The organism is Paenirhodobacter hankyongi, assembly GCF_003664585.1.
GTDB classification, from domain to species: domain Bacteria; phylum Pseudomonadota; class Alphaproteobacteria; order Rhodobacterales; family Rhodobacteraceae; genus Rhodobacter; species Rhodobacter hankyongi.
On sequence record NZ_RCHI01000001.1, the window covers coordinates 376,400 to 392,139 of the forward strand.

Sequence of the window (15,740 nt, forward strand, 5' to 3'; positions counted from 1 at the left end):
CTTGCTGGATTTTTGGTCTGCGGAGGGGTGAGTCATGGCGACCGTGATCGTGTCCGCTTCGGTGGAAGGGCCGATCCTCGTGTGCGACGAGGGGCTGAGCGTCTGGGGCGGTGTGCACCCGCAGAGCAGCCGGATCATCGATGCCCATCACCCGCAGCATGGCCAGTCGCTGGCCGGCCGGATCGTGATGATGCCGACCAGCCGCGGCTCGTGCACCGGCAGCGGCGTGCTGCTCGGCCTTGCCTTCGCCGGCACCGCGCCGCGGGCGCTGATCTTCCGCGAGGGCGAGGATATCCTCACCCTCGGTGCGCTGGTCGCCGGGCGGCTGTTCGACCATGACATCGCCGTGCTGCGGCTCACGGCCGAGGAATATGATGCGCTCGCCCGCGAGCCGGTGGCCGAGATCACCGCGACGCATCTGCGCGCGGGCGATCACCTCTGGCCGCTGGTTCCGGCCGGGGCAGGGGAGATCGCGCTGAGCGATGGCGACCGCGCGATGCTGGCGGGCGAGGCGGGCGAGGCCGCACGTCTGGCGATGGAGATCATCGTCACCATGGCCACGGCGCAGGGCGCGACCCGTCTGACCGACGTCAGCCGCGTGCATATCGACGGCTGCATCTATGCAAGCCCCGCCTTCCTGACCTTCGCGCGCGCGATGGCCGACAAGGGCGCCCGGGTGCGGGTGCCGACGACGATGAACGCGATCTCGGTCGATCATGCGAACTGGCGCAAGCAGGGCGTCGATCCGGCCTTCGGCGCGGGCGCCGCGGGGCTTGCCGATGCCTATGTCGAGATGGGCGCCCGGCCGAGCTTCACCTGCGCGCCCTATCTGCTCGAGGATCGCCCGGCCAAGGGCGAGGACATCGCCTGGGCGGAAAGCAATGCGGTGATCTATGCCAACAGCGTGCTGGGCGCGCGCACGGTGAAACACGCCGATTTCATGGACCTGTGCATCGCGCTCACCGGCCGCACCGCGCACGCCGGGGTCTATCTCTCGGAAAACCGCGCGCCGCGCCGGATCGTCGAGGTGACGATGCCCGCAGGCGCCGACGATGCCTTCTGGCCGATGCTCGGCTGGCTGGTCGGGCAGGCCGCGCCCGACCGGATCCCGCTGATCCGCGGGCTCGAGGCCGCGCAGCCCAGCGAGGATGACCTCAAGGCGCTCTGTGCGGCCTATGGCACCACCTCGGCCGCGCCGATGCTGCATGTGGCGGGCCACACGCCCGAGGCCGATCTGCCGCCCGCACCGGACGCCGATGTGGTCTCGATCGGGCCCGAGGATTTCGTCCGGCTGTGGCGCGAGTTCAACGCGGGCGGCGAGAAGATCGACCTCGTGGCGCTTGGCAGCCCGCATTTCTCGGCCACCGAATGTGCCGCCTTCGCCGCGCTGATGGCGGGCACCTGCGTCGCGCCGGGCGTCACCGCCATCGTCACCCTCGGTCGCGCCACGCTTGCCACCATCACCGCGAACGGGGTGAAGGCGGCGCTCGAGGCGGCGGGGGTGCGGATCGTGCCCGATCTGTGCTGGTGCTCGATCTCCGAGCCGGTGTTCCCGCCCGAGGCGCAGGTGCTGATGACCAACTCGGGCAAATACGCCCATTACGCGCCGGGGCTGAGCAATCGTGCCGTCCGCTTCGGCCCGCTCTCCCATTGCGCCGAGGCCGCCCGAAGCGGCCTTGCCCCCGCAACCCCGCCCGCCTGGATTTCCGGCGGCGCGTCCTGACACCCGGGCGCTGCGCCTGGCGGCGCGACGATCCCGACACCCTCATTCAAAGGAGCTTCCCATGAAGAAAGACGTCTTCCTCGGCACCATCCCGGCGCTGCTCACCCCCTGCACCCCCGACCGCGCGCCCGACTTCGACGCGCTGGTGCGCAAGGGCACCGAAATGATGGAGGCCGGGATGTCCGGCGTGGTCTATTGCGGGTCCTGCGGTGACTGGCCGCTGCTGACCGACGAACAGCGCATGGAAGGCGTCGAGCGGCTGACCAAGGCCGGCGTGCCGGTCGTCGTCGGCACCGGCGCGATCAACACGAAATCGGCCGTGGCGCATGCCGCCCACGCCCAGAAGGTCGGTGCCGCCGGTCTGATGGTGATCCCGCGGGTGCTGTCGCGTGGCCTCTCGGTCGCGGCGCAGCGCAACCACTTCAAGGCGATCCTCGAGGCCGCGCCGGATGTGCCTGCGATCATCTACAACAGCCCCTACTATGGCTACTCGACCAAGGCGGACCTGTTCTTCGCCCTGCGCGCCGAGCACAAGAACCTGATCGGCTTCAAGGAATTCGGCGGCAAGGCCGATCTGAGCTATGCGGCCGAGCACATCACCTCGCAAGATGACGACGTGATCCTGATGGTCGGCGTCGACACCGAGGTCTATCACGGCTTCGCCAAATGCGGCGCGGTCGGCGCGATCACCGGCATCGGCACGATCTTCCCGAAAGAGGCGCTGCTGCAGGTCGCGCTGTCGCGCCGTGCCGCCGAGGGCTGCCCCGAGGCCGATCTGCGCGCCCGTGAGCTGGCCGAGGCCTTCTCGGTTCTGGCGAAGTTCGACGAGGGCGTCGATCTCGTGCTCTACTTCAAGCATCTGATGGTGCTGAAGGGCGAGAAGGAGTACGAACTGAACATCAACGAGACCGACGCGCTGTCGCCGTCGCAGGCGAAATTCTGCGAGGCGCAGTTCCACCAGTTCAACCGCTGGTTCGCGAACTGGTCGAAGCAGGGCGGGGTGATCGCCGAATGCATGTGATCGACAGTCACACCGGGGGCGAGCCCACCCGGGTGATCCTCGACGGCGCTCCGGACCTCGGGTCCGGGCCGCTGGCCGAGCGCGCGCGCCGGCTCGCGACCGAGCACCGCGATTTCTACCGCTCGGTCATCCTCGAGCCGCGCGGGCAGGCGGCGATGGTCTGTGCGCTGCTGGTGCCGCCGGTCGATCCGACCTGCGTCACCGGGGTGATCTACTTCGACGCCGAGGCGGTGCTCGGCATGTGCGGCCACGGCACCATCGGTCTGGCGGTGACGCTGTTCTACATGGGGCGCATCGGCCTTGGCGAAAGCCGGATCGAGACCCCGGTGGGCGTGGTGACCGTCGACGTGCAGGACGCGAACACGGTCAAGGTGACGAACATCGAAAGCCGCCGCGTCGCGGCCGACGTCTCGGTCGAGGTGCCGGGCATCGGCACGGTGACGGGCGATGTCGCCTATGGCGGCAACTGCTTCTTCATCGTCGACCCGAGCCCGATCCCGGTGGCCTCCTCGAACATCCGCCAGCTCACCGAGGTGACGGTGGCGGTGCGCGAGGCGCTGCGCGCGCGCGGCGTCGGCTGCGGCGAGGGGATGCTGATCGACCACGTCATCTTCTACGGCCCGGCCGAAACGCCCGAAGGCCACAGCCGCAACTTCGTGCTGTGCCCCGACGACGATTACGACCGCTCGCCCTGCGGCACCGGCAGCTCGGCGCGGCTGTCGTGCCTTGCGGCGCGCGGCCTGCTCGCCGAGGGCGAGGAGATCGTGCAGGAAAGCACCATCGGCAGCAGCTATCGGCTGTCCTACGCCAAGGGGCCGACGGGAGGGGTGATCCCCTCGATCACCGGTCAGGCCTATGTGATGGCGGAAAGCACGCTGATCTTCCTGCCGAACGATCCATTCCGAAACGGGATCGTCCTGTGATCCCGGCCGCCCGGCACCCCTGTGGTGCCGGGCGGCGTTCCTTTTTGCAGCTGCGAGCATGATCGAGGTCCGAGATGGGGCAGTCCGAAAACACTGAAATTCTGGTCATCGGCGCGGGGATCGTCGGCGTCGCCGCCGCGCTTGCACTGGTGGGCGAGGGGCACAAGGTGTGCCTCCTTGACCGCAAGGGCGTCGCGGCCGAGACCTCGCGCGGCAATGCCGGCGCCTTCGCCTTTGCCGAGGTCGAGCCGCTTGCCACCCCGGGGATCATGCGCAAGGCACCGAAATGGCTGCTCGATCCGCTCGGGCCGCTGTCGCTGCGCCCGGCCTATGCGCTGCAGATCCTGCCCTGGATGCTGCATTTCTGGCGCGCCACCTCGAAGTCGCGCTACGAGGCGGCGGTGGCTGCGCAATCCTCGATGATGGAACTTTCCTCGCAGGCGCTCGAGCGGCTGATCGGGCGCGTCTCGGGCGAGCCGCTGATGCGGCGCGAGGGGCAGCTGCAGGTCTATGAGGGGCGCGGCCAGTTCGAGGCGTCGCTGCCCGCCTGGGAACAGCGCCGCCGCCATGGCATCGAGTTCCGCCTGATTGAAAGCGCCGGCGCGCTGGCCGAGATCCAGCCCGGGCTGAGCCCGCGCTTCACCCATGGCGGTTACACGCCGACCTGGATGAACACGGTTGATCCCGCGCTCTGGACGGAACACCTGGCCCGCGCCTTCACCGCGGCGGGGGGCGTGATCGAGATGGCCGAGGTGCAGTCGGTGACGCCGGGTGCGGCGGGGGTCGAGGTCGCGACCAGTGCGGGTCTGCGGCGCGCGGCGCAGGTGGTGATTGCCGCCGGCGCCTGGTCGCACCGGCTGGCGCGCACGCTCGGCGACCGGATCCCGCTCGATACCGAACGCGGCTACAACACCACCTTCCCGACCGCGAGCTTCGATCTGCGCACCCATCTGACCTTCTCGAACCACGGTTTCGTGGTCAGCAAGATCGGCGAGGGGCTGCGGGTCGGCGGGGCGGTGGAACTCGGCGGGCTGAACCTGCCGCCGAACTATCGCCGCGCCGAGCTGCTGGTGCGCAAGACGGTCGAGTTCCTGCCGGGCTTCGACCCGACCGGCGGCACGCAATGGATGGGCTTCCGTCCCTCGCTGCCCGACAGCCTGCCGGTGATCGGCCGTTCGCCGAAGTCGGACCGGGTGGTCTATGCCTTCGGCCACGGCCATCTCGGCCTGACGCAATCGGCGGGCACGGCGGAACTGGTGGCGGCGCTGGTCGCGCGGCGCGCACCGGCGATCTCGCTTGCCCCGTTCGCGGCCGAGCGGTTCTGAGGCGCTGAAAAGACCGGGCCGGGACGCAGCTGCGCCCCGGCCCGGTGCCTCAGAAGAGGCGCGGCCAGGTGTCCGAGATCCGGTAGCCCTCGGGCCAGGGATCTGCGGGGTCGAGCATGTGCTGATGCGTGCCGGTGATCCAGGCGCGGCCGCTGATCTCGGGCCGGATCGCCGCCACATCGCCCACCTGCGTGGTGCCCAGAATACGCCCCTCTAATTGCGAGCCGATGATCGAGATCCCGGTGAAGCGGTCCTCGGGCCCCATCTCGCCGCGTGCGTGCAGGATCGCCATGCGCGCCGAGACCGCGGTGCCGGTGGGCGAGCGGTCGAGCTTGCCGGGCTGGATTGCCACCACCGATTGCGCGCTCAGCCGGTTGCCCTCGCGGGTGATCGGCCCGGCGAAGAGGCAGAAGGAATGATGCGCCCAGTCGGGCTTTTCCGGATGCTCGAAGCGATAGCGCGCATTGGCGGCATTGGTGATGCGGATGCCGAGTTCCGCGATCTCGCGGGCGTGCTCGACGCTCAGCGTCACGCCAAGCGCCACCGGGTCGACCACCACGAAGCTGTCGCCGCCGAAGGCGGTGTCGACGGTGATCGTGCCCAGCCCCGGCACCTCGAGCGGCACGCCGAGCCGGGTGGCAAACGAGGGCAGGTTCTCGACATGGATGCGCTCGGCCTTGCCGTTCGCGCAATCGGCCCGCACCCGGACGAGCCCGCCCGGCGCCTCGAGCACCATCTCGGTCACCGGCTCCTGCATCGGGATGATGCCGCTGTCGAGCAGCACCGTCGAGACGCAGATCGAGTTCGAGCCCGACATCGGCGGCGTGTCCTCGGGCTCCATGATGATCCAGGCGGCCTGCGCCTCGGGGGCGCGCGGCGGCACCAGCAGGTTGACGTGCCGGAAGACGCCGCCGCGCGGCTCGTTCAGCATGAAATTGCGCAGACCCTGATCCTGCGCGATCCAGGCCCGCTGTTCCCACACGGTGTCGCCGGGCGGCGGGGCGACGCCGCCGACGATGACATCGCCGACCTCACCCTCGGCATGGCACGAGACGACGTGGATGACCTTTGTGCTGCGCATCTTCCTCTCCGCTGCTGGCGTCCGGGGGCGTTGATCCCGCCACGTCCGGCACCTCCCCGAAGTAGCCGGGAACGCAGGGAAACACCATGGGCGCGGCTCAGCCGCCAAGCGCCTCGCGCAGGCTCGAGGGGGCGGCGGTGCGGCTGCGCAGGTCGAGCGAGGAAAGCAGATCGAGCAGGTGGCTCTTCATCAGCTCCTCGGCCAGCGCGCCGTCATGGGCGGCCAGCGCGCGCATCAGCGCGTGATGGGCGTGGCGTTCGCACAGCGCGCCGCGGCGCTGCCAGTAGACCGCGATGATCAGCGACGAGCGGGCGACCAGCTGGGTGATGAACTCGGCGATCGTGTCCTGATCGGCGATGCGGGCGATCTCGATGTGGAACTTGCCCGAGAGGTAGAGCGCGCGACCGGCCTGGCCCGCCGCGAGTGCCTCGTGTTCGGCGTCGATGTGGCGTTGCAGCAGGGCAAGATCGGCCTCGGTGATCCGTTCGGCCGCCGAGCGCGCGGTGCGCGGTTCGAGCAGGGCGCGGGCCTCGAACACCTCGCGCGCCTCGCGCAGGCTCGGCTGCGCGACAAAGGCGCCGCGGTTGCGCCGCAGCTCGACCAGCCGGTCATGCGCCAGCCGTTGCAGCGCCGCACGCACCACGGTGCGCGAGACGCCGAAGATCTCGCCGACCTCGTCTTCCGACAGTTTCGAGCCCGGCGGCAGGCGATGCTCGTGGATCGCCAGGGCGATGTCCTCGGCGATGCTGTCGGAACTGGTGTCTCGGCTCGGCAGGTCCATGCGTGTCTCCTTCCCTGTGATTCTTGGGGGGTGCGGGGCGGAGGAGCAAGGGGCGAGCTTCGAACACAAGATTGTATACGATTTTGTGCCGGATATCGTGCAACGCGTATCCGATGGTGCATAAATTATGCGCAGATCATGTTTTGCCCGTCTGGCCGGATCGAATCCGTTCCCGCTCCGGCAACCGGTCACCGCAGGGTGGGCGCAGTTGAGCCGACAGGAGCGAAGATGAGAACTCAGGGCGATCTCGAACTCGTGCATCTGACGAAGCGCTATGGCGACACCGTCGCCGTCGACGACATCAGCCATATCTTCGCGCCGGCGAGCTATGTGTGCCTGCTCGGTCCCTCGGGCTGCGGCAAGAGCTCGACGCTGCGGATGATCGCGGGGCATGAGAGCGTCAGCTCGGGCGGGATCGTGCTGCACGGCATGGAAATCTCGAACCTGCCGCCGGCGCAGCGCGGCACCGCGATGATGTTCCAGAACTATGCGCTCTTCCCGCATCTGAATGTGCGCGACAACGTCGCCTTCAGTCTGCGGATGAAGGGCGTCGACAAGGCGACGCGGCACAAGAAGGCGATGGCGCTGCTCGAGCTTGTCGACATGGCGCATCTGGCCGACCGGCTGCCGGCGCAGCTCTCGGGCGGGCAGCAGCAGCGCGTGGCGCTGGCGCGTGCGCTGATCACCGAGCCGCGGGTGCTGCTTCTGGACGAGCCGCTCTCGGCGCTTGACCCGTTCCTGCGGATCCGGATGCGGGCCGAGCTGAAGCGGCTGCAGCGCGAGCTGGGCATCACCTTCATCCATGTCACCCATGGCCAGGACGAGGCGCTGGCGCTGGCCGATGAATGCGTGGTGATGAACCGCGCGGTGATCGAGCAGGCGGGCCCGCCGCGCGAGGTCTGGGGCGCGCCGCGCACCGAATTCGTCGCGCGCTTCATGGGCGGGCACAATGTGCTCGACTGGCATGGCGCGCGCGTCGCGATCCGCTCGGACGAGGTGCGCATCGTCGCCAGCGGCGGCATCGCCGCCACCGCGAGCGCCGTCGAATATCAGGGCGACCGCGTCGCGCTGACCGCGAAGACCGAGGGCGGCGAGGAGATCACCGCGCTGGTGTCCGACGCCGCCTTCTTCGCGCAACCGATCAACCCGGGCGAGGCGCTGCGCCTTGGCTGGGACGAGGGGCGGCTGCACCGCCTCGAAGCCTGACACTCCCCAACAGAGAGGAATTTCCCATGTCGAAGATGCGTTACTCGCGCCGCTCCATCCTGAAATCGGGCGCCGCCGTCGCCGCCGCCTCGGCGCTTCCGGCGCCGATGATCTGGGCGCAGGAGATCAAGAACATCACCCTGCGCCAGTTCGGCACCGGGGTGTCGAACCTGAACGAGGTCGGCCAGAAGGTGAAGGAAGAGCTCGGCTTCACGCTCGAGATGACCGCGCTTGACAGCGACAGCGTCACGCAGCGCGCCGCGACCCAGCCCGACAGCTTCGACATCGCCGACATCGAATACTGGATCTGCAAGAAGGTCTGGCCGACCGGCAACCTGCAGGCGATGGATACGACCAAGATCAAGAATTACGACAAGATCGTCGGCATCTTCAAGGATGGCAAGCTGACCCCGGAAAGCGTTGTCGCGCAGGGCACCGCGCCGAACACCGTGGGCTTCGTCGAAGGCCCGGGCTCGACCGCCTTCGCCAAGGAACAGACGCAGTGGATGACGCTGATCCCGACGATCTACAACGCCGACACGCTGGGCATCCGCCCCGACCTGATCGGCCGTCCGATCGAAAGCTGGGCGGAGCTGCTGAACCCCGAGTTCAAGGGCAAGGCCTCGATCCTCGACATCTCCTCGATCGGGATCATGGACATGGCGATGGTCTGCGAGGCCTCGGGCAAGATCAAGTACGGCGACAAGGGCAACATGACCCGTGCCGAGATCGACCAGACCATCGCGATCTTCACCGAGGCGAAGAAGGCCGGCCAGTTCCGCGCGTTCTGGAAGTCGTTCGACGAGTCGGTGAACCTGATGGCCTCGGGCGAGGTGGTGATCCAGTCGATGTGGTCGCCCGCCGTCACCGCGGTGAAGTCGCGCGGCATTCCTTGCGTGTTCCAGCCGCTGAAGGAAGGTTATCGCGCCTGGGGCGGCGGGCTCGGCCTGTCGAAGTCGCTGACCGGCATGCAGCTTGATGCGGCCTATGAATACATCAACTGGTATCTCTCGGGCTGGGTCGGCGCCTTCCTGATGCGTCAGGGCTATTACTCGGCGGTGCCGGCGACCTCGAAGGACTTCATGACGCCGAACGAATGGGGCTACTGGTTCGAAGGCAAGCCCGCGGCCGAGGACATCGCCGACCCGTTCGGCAAGGTCATGGCCAAGGCCGGCGAGAGCCGCGACGGCGGCTCGTTCTACGAGCGCATGGGCCATGTCGCATGCTGGAACTCGGTGATGGACGAGAACCAGTACATGGTCCGCAAGTGGAACGAGTTCATCGCCTCGTGATGAACCGCGCGGGGGGCGCGCGGCCCCCCGCACCCCCCCCGCGAGTATTTGGCCAAGGAAAAGGGCGCGTCATGGCGGTTTCACGCAATCTGCAGGGCTGGCTTCTGGCCGCGCCGCTCACCGCGGTGCTGGCGGGCTTCCTGGTGCTGCCGATCCTCACCATCTTCATCGTGAGCTTCTGGCAGGCCACGGAATTCTCGATCATCCCGGCCTTCAGCCTCGAGAACTACCAGTTCCTGCTGACCTCTCCGGTGACCTATCAGGTGTTCTTCAAGACCTTCGTCTATGCCGCGCTGGTCTGGGGGCTGACGCTCGGCATCGGCTTCACCGTGGCCTATTACCTTGCCTTCCACATCCGGTCCGAGGCGACGCGGATGGTGCTGTTTTTGCTGTGCACCATTCCCTTCCTGACCTCGAACATCATCCGGATGATCTCCTGGATTCCCTTCCTCGGGCGCAACGGGCTGGCGAACCAGGCGCTGATGAGCCTCGGCATCGTCGACGCGCCGGTCGAGTGGCTGCTTTACTCCGATTTCTCGGTGGTGCTGGCCTTCGTGCACCTGAACACGCTGTTCATGATCACGCCCATCTTCAACACGATGATGCGCATCGACCGCAGCCTGGTCGAGGCGGCGCGCGACAATGGCGCCTCGGGGCGGCAGATCCTGACCCATGTCATCATCCCGCTCTCGAAGCCGGGGATCATGATCGGCACGATCTTCGTGCTGGCGCTGGTGATGGGCGATTTCATCACCGTGCGCTTCATGTCGGGCTCGCAATCGGCGAACGTCGGGCGGCTGATCTCGAATGACATCGCGCTGTTGCAATATCCCTCCGCCTCCGCCACCTCGATCGTGCTTCTGGCGGTCGTCCTTCTGATCATCGGTGCGCTGATGCGCTTCGTGAACATCCGCAAGGAGCTTTGACATGGAACCGCGTCCGCGCAGCTTCTACGCGCTCACCGCCTTCTTCGTGCTGTTCGTGATCTTCCTCTATGGCCCGACGATCACCATCGCGATCCTGTCCTTCCAGGGGCCGCAGGGAGGGCTGACCTTCCCGATGAACGGGGTCTCGACCTACTGGTTCCACAACCTGTTCGAGCAGCAGGCGGTGGGCGACATCTGGGGCTCGTTCCGCCGCTCCTTCGCGCTCGGGCTGATGGTGATGGCGGCGACCGTGGTGATCTCGGTGATGGCGGGGCTCGCCTTCCGCAAGCGCTTCCGCGGCTCGGCGGCGCTGTTCTATCTGACCATCGCCTCGCTGGTGATCCCCTCGATCCTCGTCTCGCTGGGCGTCGGGCTGATCTTCGACCGCTTCGGGCTGAAGGTGCACTGGGCGACCTCGGGGTTCGGCGCGCAGCTGACCTGGACGCTGCCCTTCGGCCTGCTGGTGATGTTCGCCGTCTTCAACCGCTTCAACCCCTCCTACGAGGAGGCGGCGCGCGATCAGGGCGCCAGTGCCTGGCAGACCTTCGCCCATGTCGTGCTGCCGATCATCTTCCCCTCGGTGGTGGGGGTGGCGCTGTTCGGCTTCTCGCTCAGCTATGACGAGTTCGCCCGCACGCTGCTGACGGCCGGCAGCTACAACACCCTGCCGCTCGAGATCTTCGGGATGACGACGAACGTGACGAAGCCGGTGATCTATGCGCTCGGCACGCTGACCACGGCCTTCTCGCTGCTGATCATCGGCGTCTTCCTGCTGGCCGTCTGGATCACCGCGCGGCGGCGGGCGCGGCGCATGGCGAGCCTCGCGAAGGCGGGCTGAGGTGCGGGCGCAGAACGGACGATTGAAATGAAACTGATCTTCATGAACCCCAATTCCACCGAGTCGATGACGCGACAGGTGGTCGAGGTGGCGCGTGCCGCCGCGCCCGAGGCCGAGATCCTCGGCTGGACCAACACCGGCGGGCCGCCGGCGATCGAGGGGCCCGAGCACGGGCGCCAGGCGCTGGCGGGGCTGATGGCGATGCTGCCCGCGGCGCGCGCGGCCGGCGCCGATGTGCTGGTGATTGCCTGCTTCGACGACACCGGCCTGGGCGAGTTGCGCGCCGCCGCGCATTGCCCGGTGATCGGCATCGGGCAGGCGGCCTATCACATGGCCGCGCTGGTCGCCGGGCGGTTCTCGGTGGTGACGACGCTTGCCGTCTCGGTGCCGGTGCTCGAGGACAACCTCGGCCGCTACGGGCTTGCGACCGGCTGCGTCTCGGTGCGGCCGAGCGGGCTGCCGGTGCTTGCCGTCGAGAAGGGCGGGGCAGCGGTGATCGCGCGGCTTGCCGAGGAGATGCAGGCCGCCCGCGCCGAGGGGGCGGGGGCGATCGCGCTTGGTTGCGCGGGCATGTGCGGGCTGCGCGGCGCGCTTGCGGCGTTGACCGACCTGCCGGTGATCGACGGCGTCGCCGCCGCGGCGAATCTCGGTCAGGCGATTGCGCGCACGGTCGGGGCCGGCACCGCGGCCTGAGCCCGGTCCTGACTTTCGCTCACTTTGACGCCGGGGCGTTCCTGCGCACCCAGGCGTCTTCGTGTCCGGAACATGCGGCCGACGCGGGAGGATTCGCGCTGGCCCCCTCTGCGCGGGGGCTGGGGCCCTGCTGCGCGGCATTTCGCCGGCGGCGCGAAGGGACAGGCCGCGGTTGGCCTGGGCGCAAACGGCAAAAGCGGCGCAATCGCTTGCGAACAGCGGCGAACCTGGCTGATTTCACGTGGATTTTCAGGAGGAAGATGGTGCTGCAGGAGAGGATTGAACTCTCGACCTCTCCCTTACCAAGGGAGTGCTCTACCACTGAGCTACTGCAGCGCCGTTTCGGTCGGCGTCGACCGTGGGCGGGGATTTAGAGGACATCGCGCGGGGGCGCAAGGGCAAATTTTCACTCTCTCTCGACACATTTTTTCGGGCGGGGTAGAGAGGGCCAATGACAGAAGATACCCCCGAGAAGAAACCCGGCAAGGGCGGCGCGAAAGCTGCGCCCGAAACCCGCGAGGAACGGCTGCGTGCCGCGCTGCGGGCGAATCTCGCGCGGCGCAAGGCGCAGGCGCGCGGGCGGGCGGCGGATGCGGCCGAGACGGAATCGGGTCGGGGCGGGCAGGAGAACGAGTAGATGGATTCGATCATCGTACGCGGCAACGGGCCGCTTCACGGCCAGATCCCGATTGCCGGGGCCAAGAACGCCTGCCTCGCGCTGATGCCGGCGACGCTTCTGAGCGAGGAACCGCTGACGCTGACGAATGCGCCGCGGCTGAGCGACATCCGCACCATGACCGAGCTTCTGGCAAGCCTCGGCGCCGAGGTGACGGGGCTGCAGGACGGCAAGGTGCTGGCCACCTCCTGCCATGGCGAGATCAACCCGGTCGCCGATTACGACATCGTGCGCAAGATGCGCGCCTCGAATCTGGTGCTCGGCCCGCTGCTGGCGCGGCTTGGTCATGCGGTGGTGTCGCTGCCGGGCGGCTGTGCGATCGGCGCGCGGCCGATGGACATCCACATCGATGCGCTTTCGGCGCTCGGCGCCGAGATCGAGCTGAAGGAAGGATATCTGCACGCAAAGGCGCTTGGCGGGCTGCGCGGCGCAGTGCACGAGATGCGATTCGCCTCGGTCGGCGCGACCGAGAACTTCCTGATGGCCGCGGTGCTGGCGAAGGGCAGCTCGGTGCTGAAGAACGCCGCGCGCGAACCCGAGATCGTCGACCTCGCCCGCTGCCTGCGCGCGATGGGGGCCGAGATCGAGGGCGAGGGTAGCTCGACCATCACCATTCAGGGCGTCGACCGGCTGCATGGTGCGACCCACCCGGTGGTCACCGACCGCATCGAGCTTGGCACCTACATGCTCGCCCCGGCGATCTGCGGCGGCGAGGTCGAATGCCTTGGCGGCAAGATCGAGCTGGTCGAGAGCTTCTGCGAGAAGCTCGACGCGGCCGGGGTCTCGGTCGAGGAGACGGCGACGGGGCTGAAGGTGAAGCGCAAGAACGGCCGGATCCGCGCCGTCGACGTGGTGACCGAACCCTTCCCGGGCTTCCCGACCGACCTGCAGGCGCAGATGATGGCGCTTCTGGCCACCGCCGAGGGCACCTCGGTGCTCGAGGAGAAGATCTTCGAGAACCGCTTCATGCACGCCCCCGAGCTGATGCGCATGGGCGCGCGGATCGAGGTGCAGGGCGGCCAGGCGACGGTGCATGGCGTCGAGAAGCTGAAGGGCGCGCGGGTGATGGCGACCGACCTTCGGGCCTCGGTGTCGCTGATCCTCGCCGGGCTTGCCGCCGAGGGCGAGACCGTGGTGAGCCGCGTCTACCACCTCGACCGCGGCTACGAGCGGGTCGAGGAAAAGCTCGGCGCGGTCGGCGCCAAGATCGAGCGGGTGAAGGGCGAGTGATGGCACAGGGCCGGTCGCTTGAACTCTTCTTTGTCGATGGCAACCCCGAGGGGATGCAGACGGCGGAGGTGTTCAACTGGACCGGCCATGTCCTTTACTTCCCGCGCACGCAGGTCGCCGCGGCGCTGAGCCGGTCTGCTGCGCGGCACACCGGCGTCTATGTCCTGCTGGGCGAGGGCGAGACCGGGCCGCTTGCCTATATCGGCGAGAGCGAGGACGTGTCGCAGCGGATCCGCAGCCATGACGTGCAGAAGGATTTCTGGACCCATGCGGCGCTGATCACCACCCAGGCGAACAACCTGCACAAGGCGCATGTGAAATACCTCGAGGCGCGGCTGATCGAGGAGGCGAAGCGGATCGGCCGGATGCCGCTCGAGAACGGCACCGCCCCGGCGCGCCCGGGCCTCTCCGAAGCCGCCCGTGCCAATATGGAAGAGTTCCTCGAGACCCTGTTCATCGTGCTGCCGGCGCTGCGCATCGACATGTTTGTGGAACGGAAACGGCCTGCTGTTGTGCCGCCGGCCGAGCTGGAACAGCGTGCAAGGGGGGAGGCGGTCGAAGGGCCGCTCTTTCGGCTGTCGGCGCCGCGCGCGGGCTTGACGGCGCAGGCGCGCCTTGTGCTTGGTGAGTTCGTGGTGGAAGCTGGCACCCATGCGCGCGGGAACTGGACTGGTGTGGACTATGCCACTTACAAGGGGCTTTACACCGAGTTGAGGCAGTCCGGCGTGCTTGTTCCCGAGGGGGACTTCTGTGTCTTCGCCGAGAATTACGCCTTCGCGAGCCCTTCGGCCGCGGCTTCGGTGATCCTCGGGCGCGCTGCGAACGGCACGCTGGAGTGGAAGACCCCGGAGGGGAAGACCTACAAGGAATGGGAGGCCGAGACGCTCTCGGTGCTGCCGCAGGAGGACGCATGACGACCGACGCGCGATTCGAGGACGGGGCAGAGGGGGCGCTCGCGCTGCGGGCCGAGACGGCGGAGGACCTGAAGGTCATCGCCGCGCTGGTGCAGGACGCGGTCTTCTCCACTGCCGACATCGCCTGGGAGGCGAAGGCGCGCCGGCTGGTGGTGCTCGTCAACCGCTTCCGCTGGGAAGACAAGGCCGCGGCCGAGGCGGAAAAGCGCCCCTACGAGCGGGTGCGGGCGCTTCTGGTGATCTCGGGCGTCACCGGCATCGCCTCGCAGGGGATCGACCGCAAGGATCCCGATCTCGTGCTCTCGCTCCTTGATCTCGGCTGGGAGCCGGGCGAGGACCCCGCCGGTCGCGTGCTGCTGACGCTGGCGGGCGACGGCGCGATTGCGATCTCGACCGAATGCCTCGAGGTCGATCTGCACGACGTGACGCGGCCCTACCGCGCCGTCTCGGGCGCCGCACCGCATCATCCCGAATGATCCGCGCGGCCCGCCCCGAGGATGCCGCACGGATCTCCGAGGTTCTGGTGGCCTCGATCACCGGGCTCTGCGCGGCCGACCACCACGATGACCCGGCGCGGATCGCCCGCTGGCTCGCGGACAAGACCCCCGAGGGCGTCGCGGCGATGATCGCCGCGCCGGGCGGACGGCTCTATGTCGCGGGGCGCGGGCGGATCGAGGCGGTCGGCGCGATCGACTGGGCGGGGCAGGCGCCGGATGCCGGCAAGATCACCTTGCTCTATGTCGATCCCGAGGCCCGCAGGCAGGGGTTGTCGGCGGCGCTGCTGGCGGCGATGGAGGCGGAACTCGTGGCGATGGGGCGCACGAACGGCCTGCTCACCGCCACCGCGACGGCCTTCGCCTTTTACCGCCACCACGGCTGGCACGCCGCGGGCCCGGCCCGCGAGGGGCGCTGGATCCTCGGTCATCCGATGCGCAAGACGCTGGGCTGAGCCGGCGAGCCACAGATCCTTTCCTGGTGGAACTACTCTCGGGGGTCCGGGGGCGAGCCCCCCGGCGGCGTCTCGGGCCGAGCCGTCGCATGCGTATTTGAACCCGGAAAAAGCACGGGGCGCGGGGCAGGGGACACGAGTGCTTGCCCCGCGCGCGGCAAG

At 68.3% G+C, this 15,740-nt stretch carries 16 protein-coding genes and 1 tRNA gene; 14 read left to right on the forward strand and 3 right to left on the reverse strand.

Annotation, left to right across the window (positions count from 1 at the left end; genetic code table 11):
* The first annotated feature begins 34 nt into the window (after nucleotides 1–34).
* The 4 genes from lhpI (at nucleotide 35) to DYS74_RS01755 (ending at nucleotide 4,992) form a co-directional block, all read left to right on the forward strand.
* Nucleotides 35–1,723, forward strand: a complete 1,689-nt coding sequence (lhpI, locus tag DYS74_RS01740; protein ID WP_121530426.1) for a cis-3-hydroxy-L-proline dehydratase — start codon at nucleotides 35–37, stop codon at nucleotides 1,721–1,723.
* 61 nt (nucleotides 1,724–1,784) lie between these two features.
* Nucleotides 1,785–2,744: a dihydrodipicolinate synthase family protein gene (locus DYS74_RS01745; protein WP_121530427.1), complete on the forward strand. Its 960-nt coding sequence runs from the start codon at nucleotides 1,785–1,787 to the stop codon at nucleotides 2,742–2,744.
* The gene (locus tag DYS74_RS01750; RefSeq protein ID WP_121530428.1) at nucleotides 2,735–3,667 is read left to right on the forward strand and encodes a 4-hydroxyproline epimerase; all 933 of its coding nucleotides are present in this window, start codon (nucleotides 2,735–2,737) and stop codon (nucleotides 3,665–3,667) included. Before DYS74_RS01745 ends, DYS74_RS01750 begins: the two co-directional genes overlap by 10 nt.
* 74 nt (nucleotides 3,668–3,741) lie before the next feature.
* Nucleotides 3,742–4,992 carry an NAD(P)/FAD-dependent oxidoreductase gene (locus DYS74_RS01755; protein WP_121530429.1) on the forward strand — a complete coding sequence of 417 codons (1,251 nt, stop codon included), beginning with the start codon at nucleotides 3,742–3,744 and terminating at the stop codon, nucleotides 4,990–4,992.
* Between the two features lie 49 nt (nucleotides 4,993–5,041).
* Here DYS74_RS01755 and DYS74_RS01760 read toward each other — a convergent pair whose 3' ends face one another.
* Nucleotides 5,042–6,073 carry a trans-3-hydroxy-L-proline dehydratase gene (locus DYS74_RS01760; RefSeq protein WP_121530430.1) on the reverse strand — a complete coding sequence of 344 codons (1,032 nt, stop codon included), beginning with the start codon at nucleotides 6,071–6,073 and terminating at the stop codon, nucleotides 5,042–5,044.
* A gap of 97 nt (nucleotides 6,074–6,170) precedes the next feature.
* The gene (locus tag DYS74_RS01765; protein ID WP_121530431.1) at nucleotides 6,171–6,854 is read right to left on the reverse strand and encodes a GntR family transcriptional regulator; all 684 of its coding nucleotides are present in this window, start codon (nucleotides 6,852–6,854) and stop codon (nucleotides 6,171–6,173) included.
* A 228-nt stretch (nucleotides 6,855–7,082) separates the two neighbouring features.
* On the opposite strand from DYS74_RS01765, the gene DYS74_RS01770 reads away from it, so the two are divergent.
* The 5 genes from DYS74_RS01770 to DYS74_RS01790 all read left to right on the forward strand — a co-directional run bounded on the left by DYS74_RS01770 (nucleotide 7,083) and on the right by DYS74_RS01790 (nucleotide 11,809).
* Complete coding sequence (locus tag DYS74_RS01770; RefSeq protein WP_121530432.1) at nucleotides 7,083–8,060, forward strand: ABC transporter ATP-binding protein; 978 nt, start codon at nucleotides 7,083–7,085, stop codon at nucleotides 8,058–8,060.
* Nucleotides 8,061–8,086: 26 nt separating this feature from the next.
* Entirely contained in the window at nucleotides 8,087–9,352 is a 1,266-nt protein-coding gene (locus DYS74_RS01775) for an ABC transporter substrate-binding protein (RefSeq protein ID WP_121530433.1), read from the forward strand.
* Between the two features lie 71 nt (nucleotides 9,353–9,423).
* On the forward strand, nucleotides 9,424–10,278 hold the full coding sequence (locus tag DYS74_RS01780) for an ABC transporter permease (protein ID WP_121530434.1): 855 nt from the start codon (nucleotides 9,424–9,426) through the stop codon (nucleotides 10,276–10,278).
* 1 nt (nucleotide 10,279) lies between these two features.
* Complete coding sequence (locus DYS74_RS01785) at nucleotides 10,280–11,116, forward strand: ABC transporter permease (RefSeq protein WP_121530435.1); 837 nt, start codon at nucleotides 10,280–10,282, stop codon at nucleotides 11,114–11,116.
* 27 nt (nucleotides 11,117–11,143) lie between these two features.
* Nucleotides 11,144–11,809 carry an aspartate/glutamate racemase family protein gene (locus DYS74_RS01790; RefSeq protein ID WP_121530436.1) on the forward strand — a complete coding sequence of 222 codons (666 nt, stop codon included), beginning with the start codon at nucleotides 11,144–11,146 and terminating at the stop codon, nucleotides 11,807–11,809.
* 261 nt (nucleotides 11,810–12,070) lie between these two features.
* Here DYS74_RS01790 and DYS74_RS01795 read toward each other — a convergent pair.
* Nucleotides 12,071–12,145: transfer RNA gene (locus DYS74_RS01795), tRNA-Thr, on the reverse strand.
* 115 nt (nucleotides 12,146–12,260) lie between these two features.
* Here DYS74_RS01795 and DYS74_RS01800 point away from each other — a divergent pair.
* Genes DYS74_RS01800 through DYS74_RS01820 form a run of 5 tightly spaced genes read left to right on the forward strand, consistent with a single transcriptional unit; the run spans nucleotide 12,261 to nucleotide 15,578 of the window.
* Nucleotides 12,261–12,446, forward strand: a complete 186-nt coding sequence (locus tag DYS74_RS01800) for a hypothetical protein (RefSeq protein ID WP_113901141.1) — start codon at nucleotides 12,261–12,263, stop codon at nucleotides 12,444–12,446.
* Nucleotides 12,447–13,715 (forward strand): UDP-N-acetylglucosamine 1-carboxyvinyltransferase, encoded by a 1,269-nt coding sequence (gene murA, locus DYS74_RS01805; RefSeq protein WP_121530437.1) that lies wholly within the window; start codon nucleotides 12,447–12,449, stop codon nucleotides 13,713–13,715.
* Entirely contained in the window at nucleotides 13,715–14,629 is a 915-nt protein-coding gene (locus DYS74_RS01810; RefSeq protein WP_121530438.1) for a GIY-YIG nuclease family protein, read from the forward strand. Before murA ends, DYS74_RS01810 begins: the two co-directional genes overlap by 1 nt.
* A complete protein-coding gene (locus DYS74_RS01815) occupies nucleotides 14,626–15,105 on the forward strand; it encodes a DUF2948 family protein (protein WP_121530439.1) in 480 nt (159 codons plus the stop codon). Before DYS74_RS01810 ends, DYS74_RS01815 begins: the two co-directional genes overlap by 4 nt.
* A complete protein-coding gene (locus tag DYS74_RS01820; RefSeq protein WP_121530440.1) occupies nucleotides 15,102–15,578 on the forward strand; it encodes a GNAT family N-acetyltransferase in 477 nt (158 codons plus the stop codon). Before DYS74_RS01815 ends, DYS74_RS01820 begins: the two co-directional genes overlap by 4 nt.
* The last annotated feature ends 162 nt before the right edge of the window (nucleotides 15,579–15,740 follow it).

Excerpts from the sequence above, each read along its gene's own strand:
- DYS74_RS01820 (WP_121530440.1), top strand. The coding sequence starts at position 15,102 with ATGATCCGCGCGGCCCGCCCCGAGGATGCCGCACGGATCTCCGAGGTT.
- DYS74_RS01810 (WP_121530438.1), top strand. The coding sequence starts at position 13,715 with ATGGCACAGGGCCGGTCGCTTGAACTCTTCTTTGTCGATGGCAACCCC.
- DYS74_RS01775 (WP_121530433.1), top strand. The coding sequence starts at position 8,087 with ATGTCGAAGATGCGTTACTCGCGCCGCTCCATCCTGAAATCGGGCGCC.
- DYS74_RS01760 (WP_121530430.1), bottom strand. The coding sequence starts at position 6,073 with ATGCGCAGCACAAAGGTCATCCACGTCGTCTCGTGCCATGCCGAGGGT.
- murA (WP_121530437.1), top strand. The coding sequence starts at position 12,447 with ATGGATTCGATCATCGTACGCGGCAACGGGCCGCTTCACGGCCAGATC.
- DYS74_RS01770 (WP_121530432.1), top strand. The coding sequence starts at position 7,083 with ATGAGAACTCAGGGCGATCTCGAACTCGTGCATCTGACGAAGCGCTAT.
- DYS74_RS01780 (WP_121530434.1), top strand. The coding sequence starts at position 9,424 with ATGGCGGTTTCACGCAATCTGCAGGGCTGGCTTCTGGCCGCGCCGCTC.
- DYS74_RS01800 (WP_113901141.1), top strand. The coding sequence starts at position 12,261 with ATGACAGAAGATACCCCCGAGAAGAAACCCGGCAAGGGCGGCGCGAAA.
- DYS74_RS01815 (WP_121530439.1), top strand. The coding sequence starts at position 14,626 with ATGACGACCGACGCGCGATTCGAGGACGGGGCAGAGGGGGCGCTCGCG.
- DYS74_RS01750 (WP_121530428.1), top strand. The coding sequence starts at position 2,735 with ATGCATGTGATCGACAGTCACACCGGGGGCGAGCCCACCCGGGTGATC.
- DYS74_RS01790 (WP_121530436.1), top strand. The coding sequence starts at position 11,144 with ATGAAACTGATCTTCATGAACCCCAATTCCACCGAGTCGATGACGCGA.
- DYS74_RS01745 (WP_121530427.1), top strand. The coding sequence starts at position 1,785 with ATGAAGAAAGACGTCTTCCTCGGCACCATCCCGGCGCTGCTCACCCCC.
- DYS74_RS01765 (WP_121530431.1), bottom strand. The coding sequence starts at position 6,854 with ATGGACCTGCCGAGCCGAGACACCAGTTCCGACAGCATCGCCGAGGAC.
- DYS74_RS01755 (WP_121530429.1), top strand. The coding sequence starts at position 3,742 with ATGGGGCAGTCCGAAAACACTGAAATTCTGGTCATCGGCGCGGGGATC.
- DYS74_RS01785 (WP_121530435.1), top strand. The coding sequence starts at position 10,280 with ATGGAACCGCGTCCGCGCAGCTTCTACGCGCTCACCGCCTTCTTCGTG.
- lhpI (WP_121530426.1), top strand. The coding sequence starts at position 35 with ATGGCGACCGTGATCGTGTCCGCTTCGGTGGAAGGGCCGATCCTCGTG.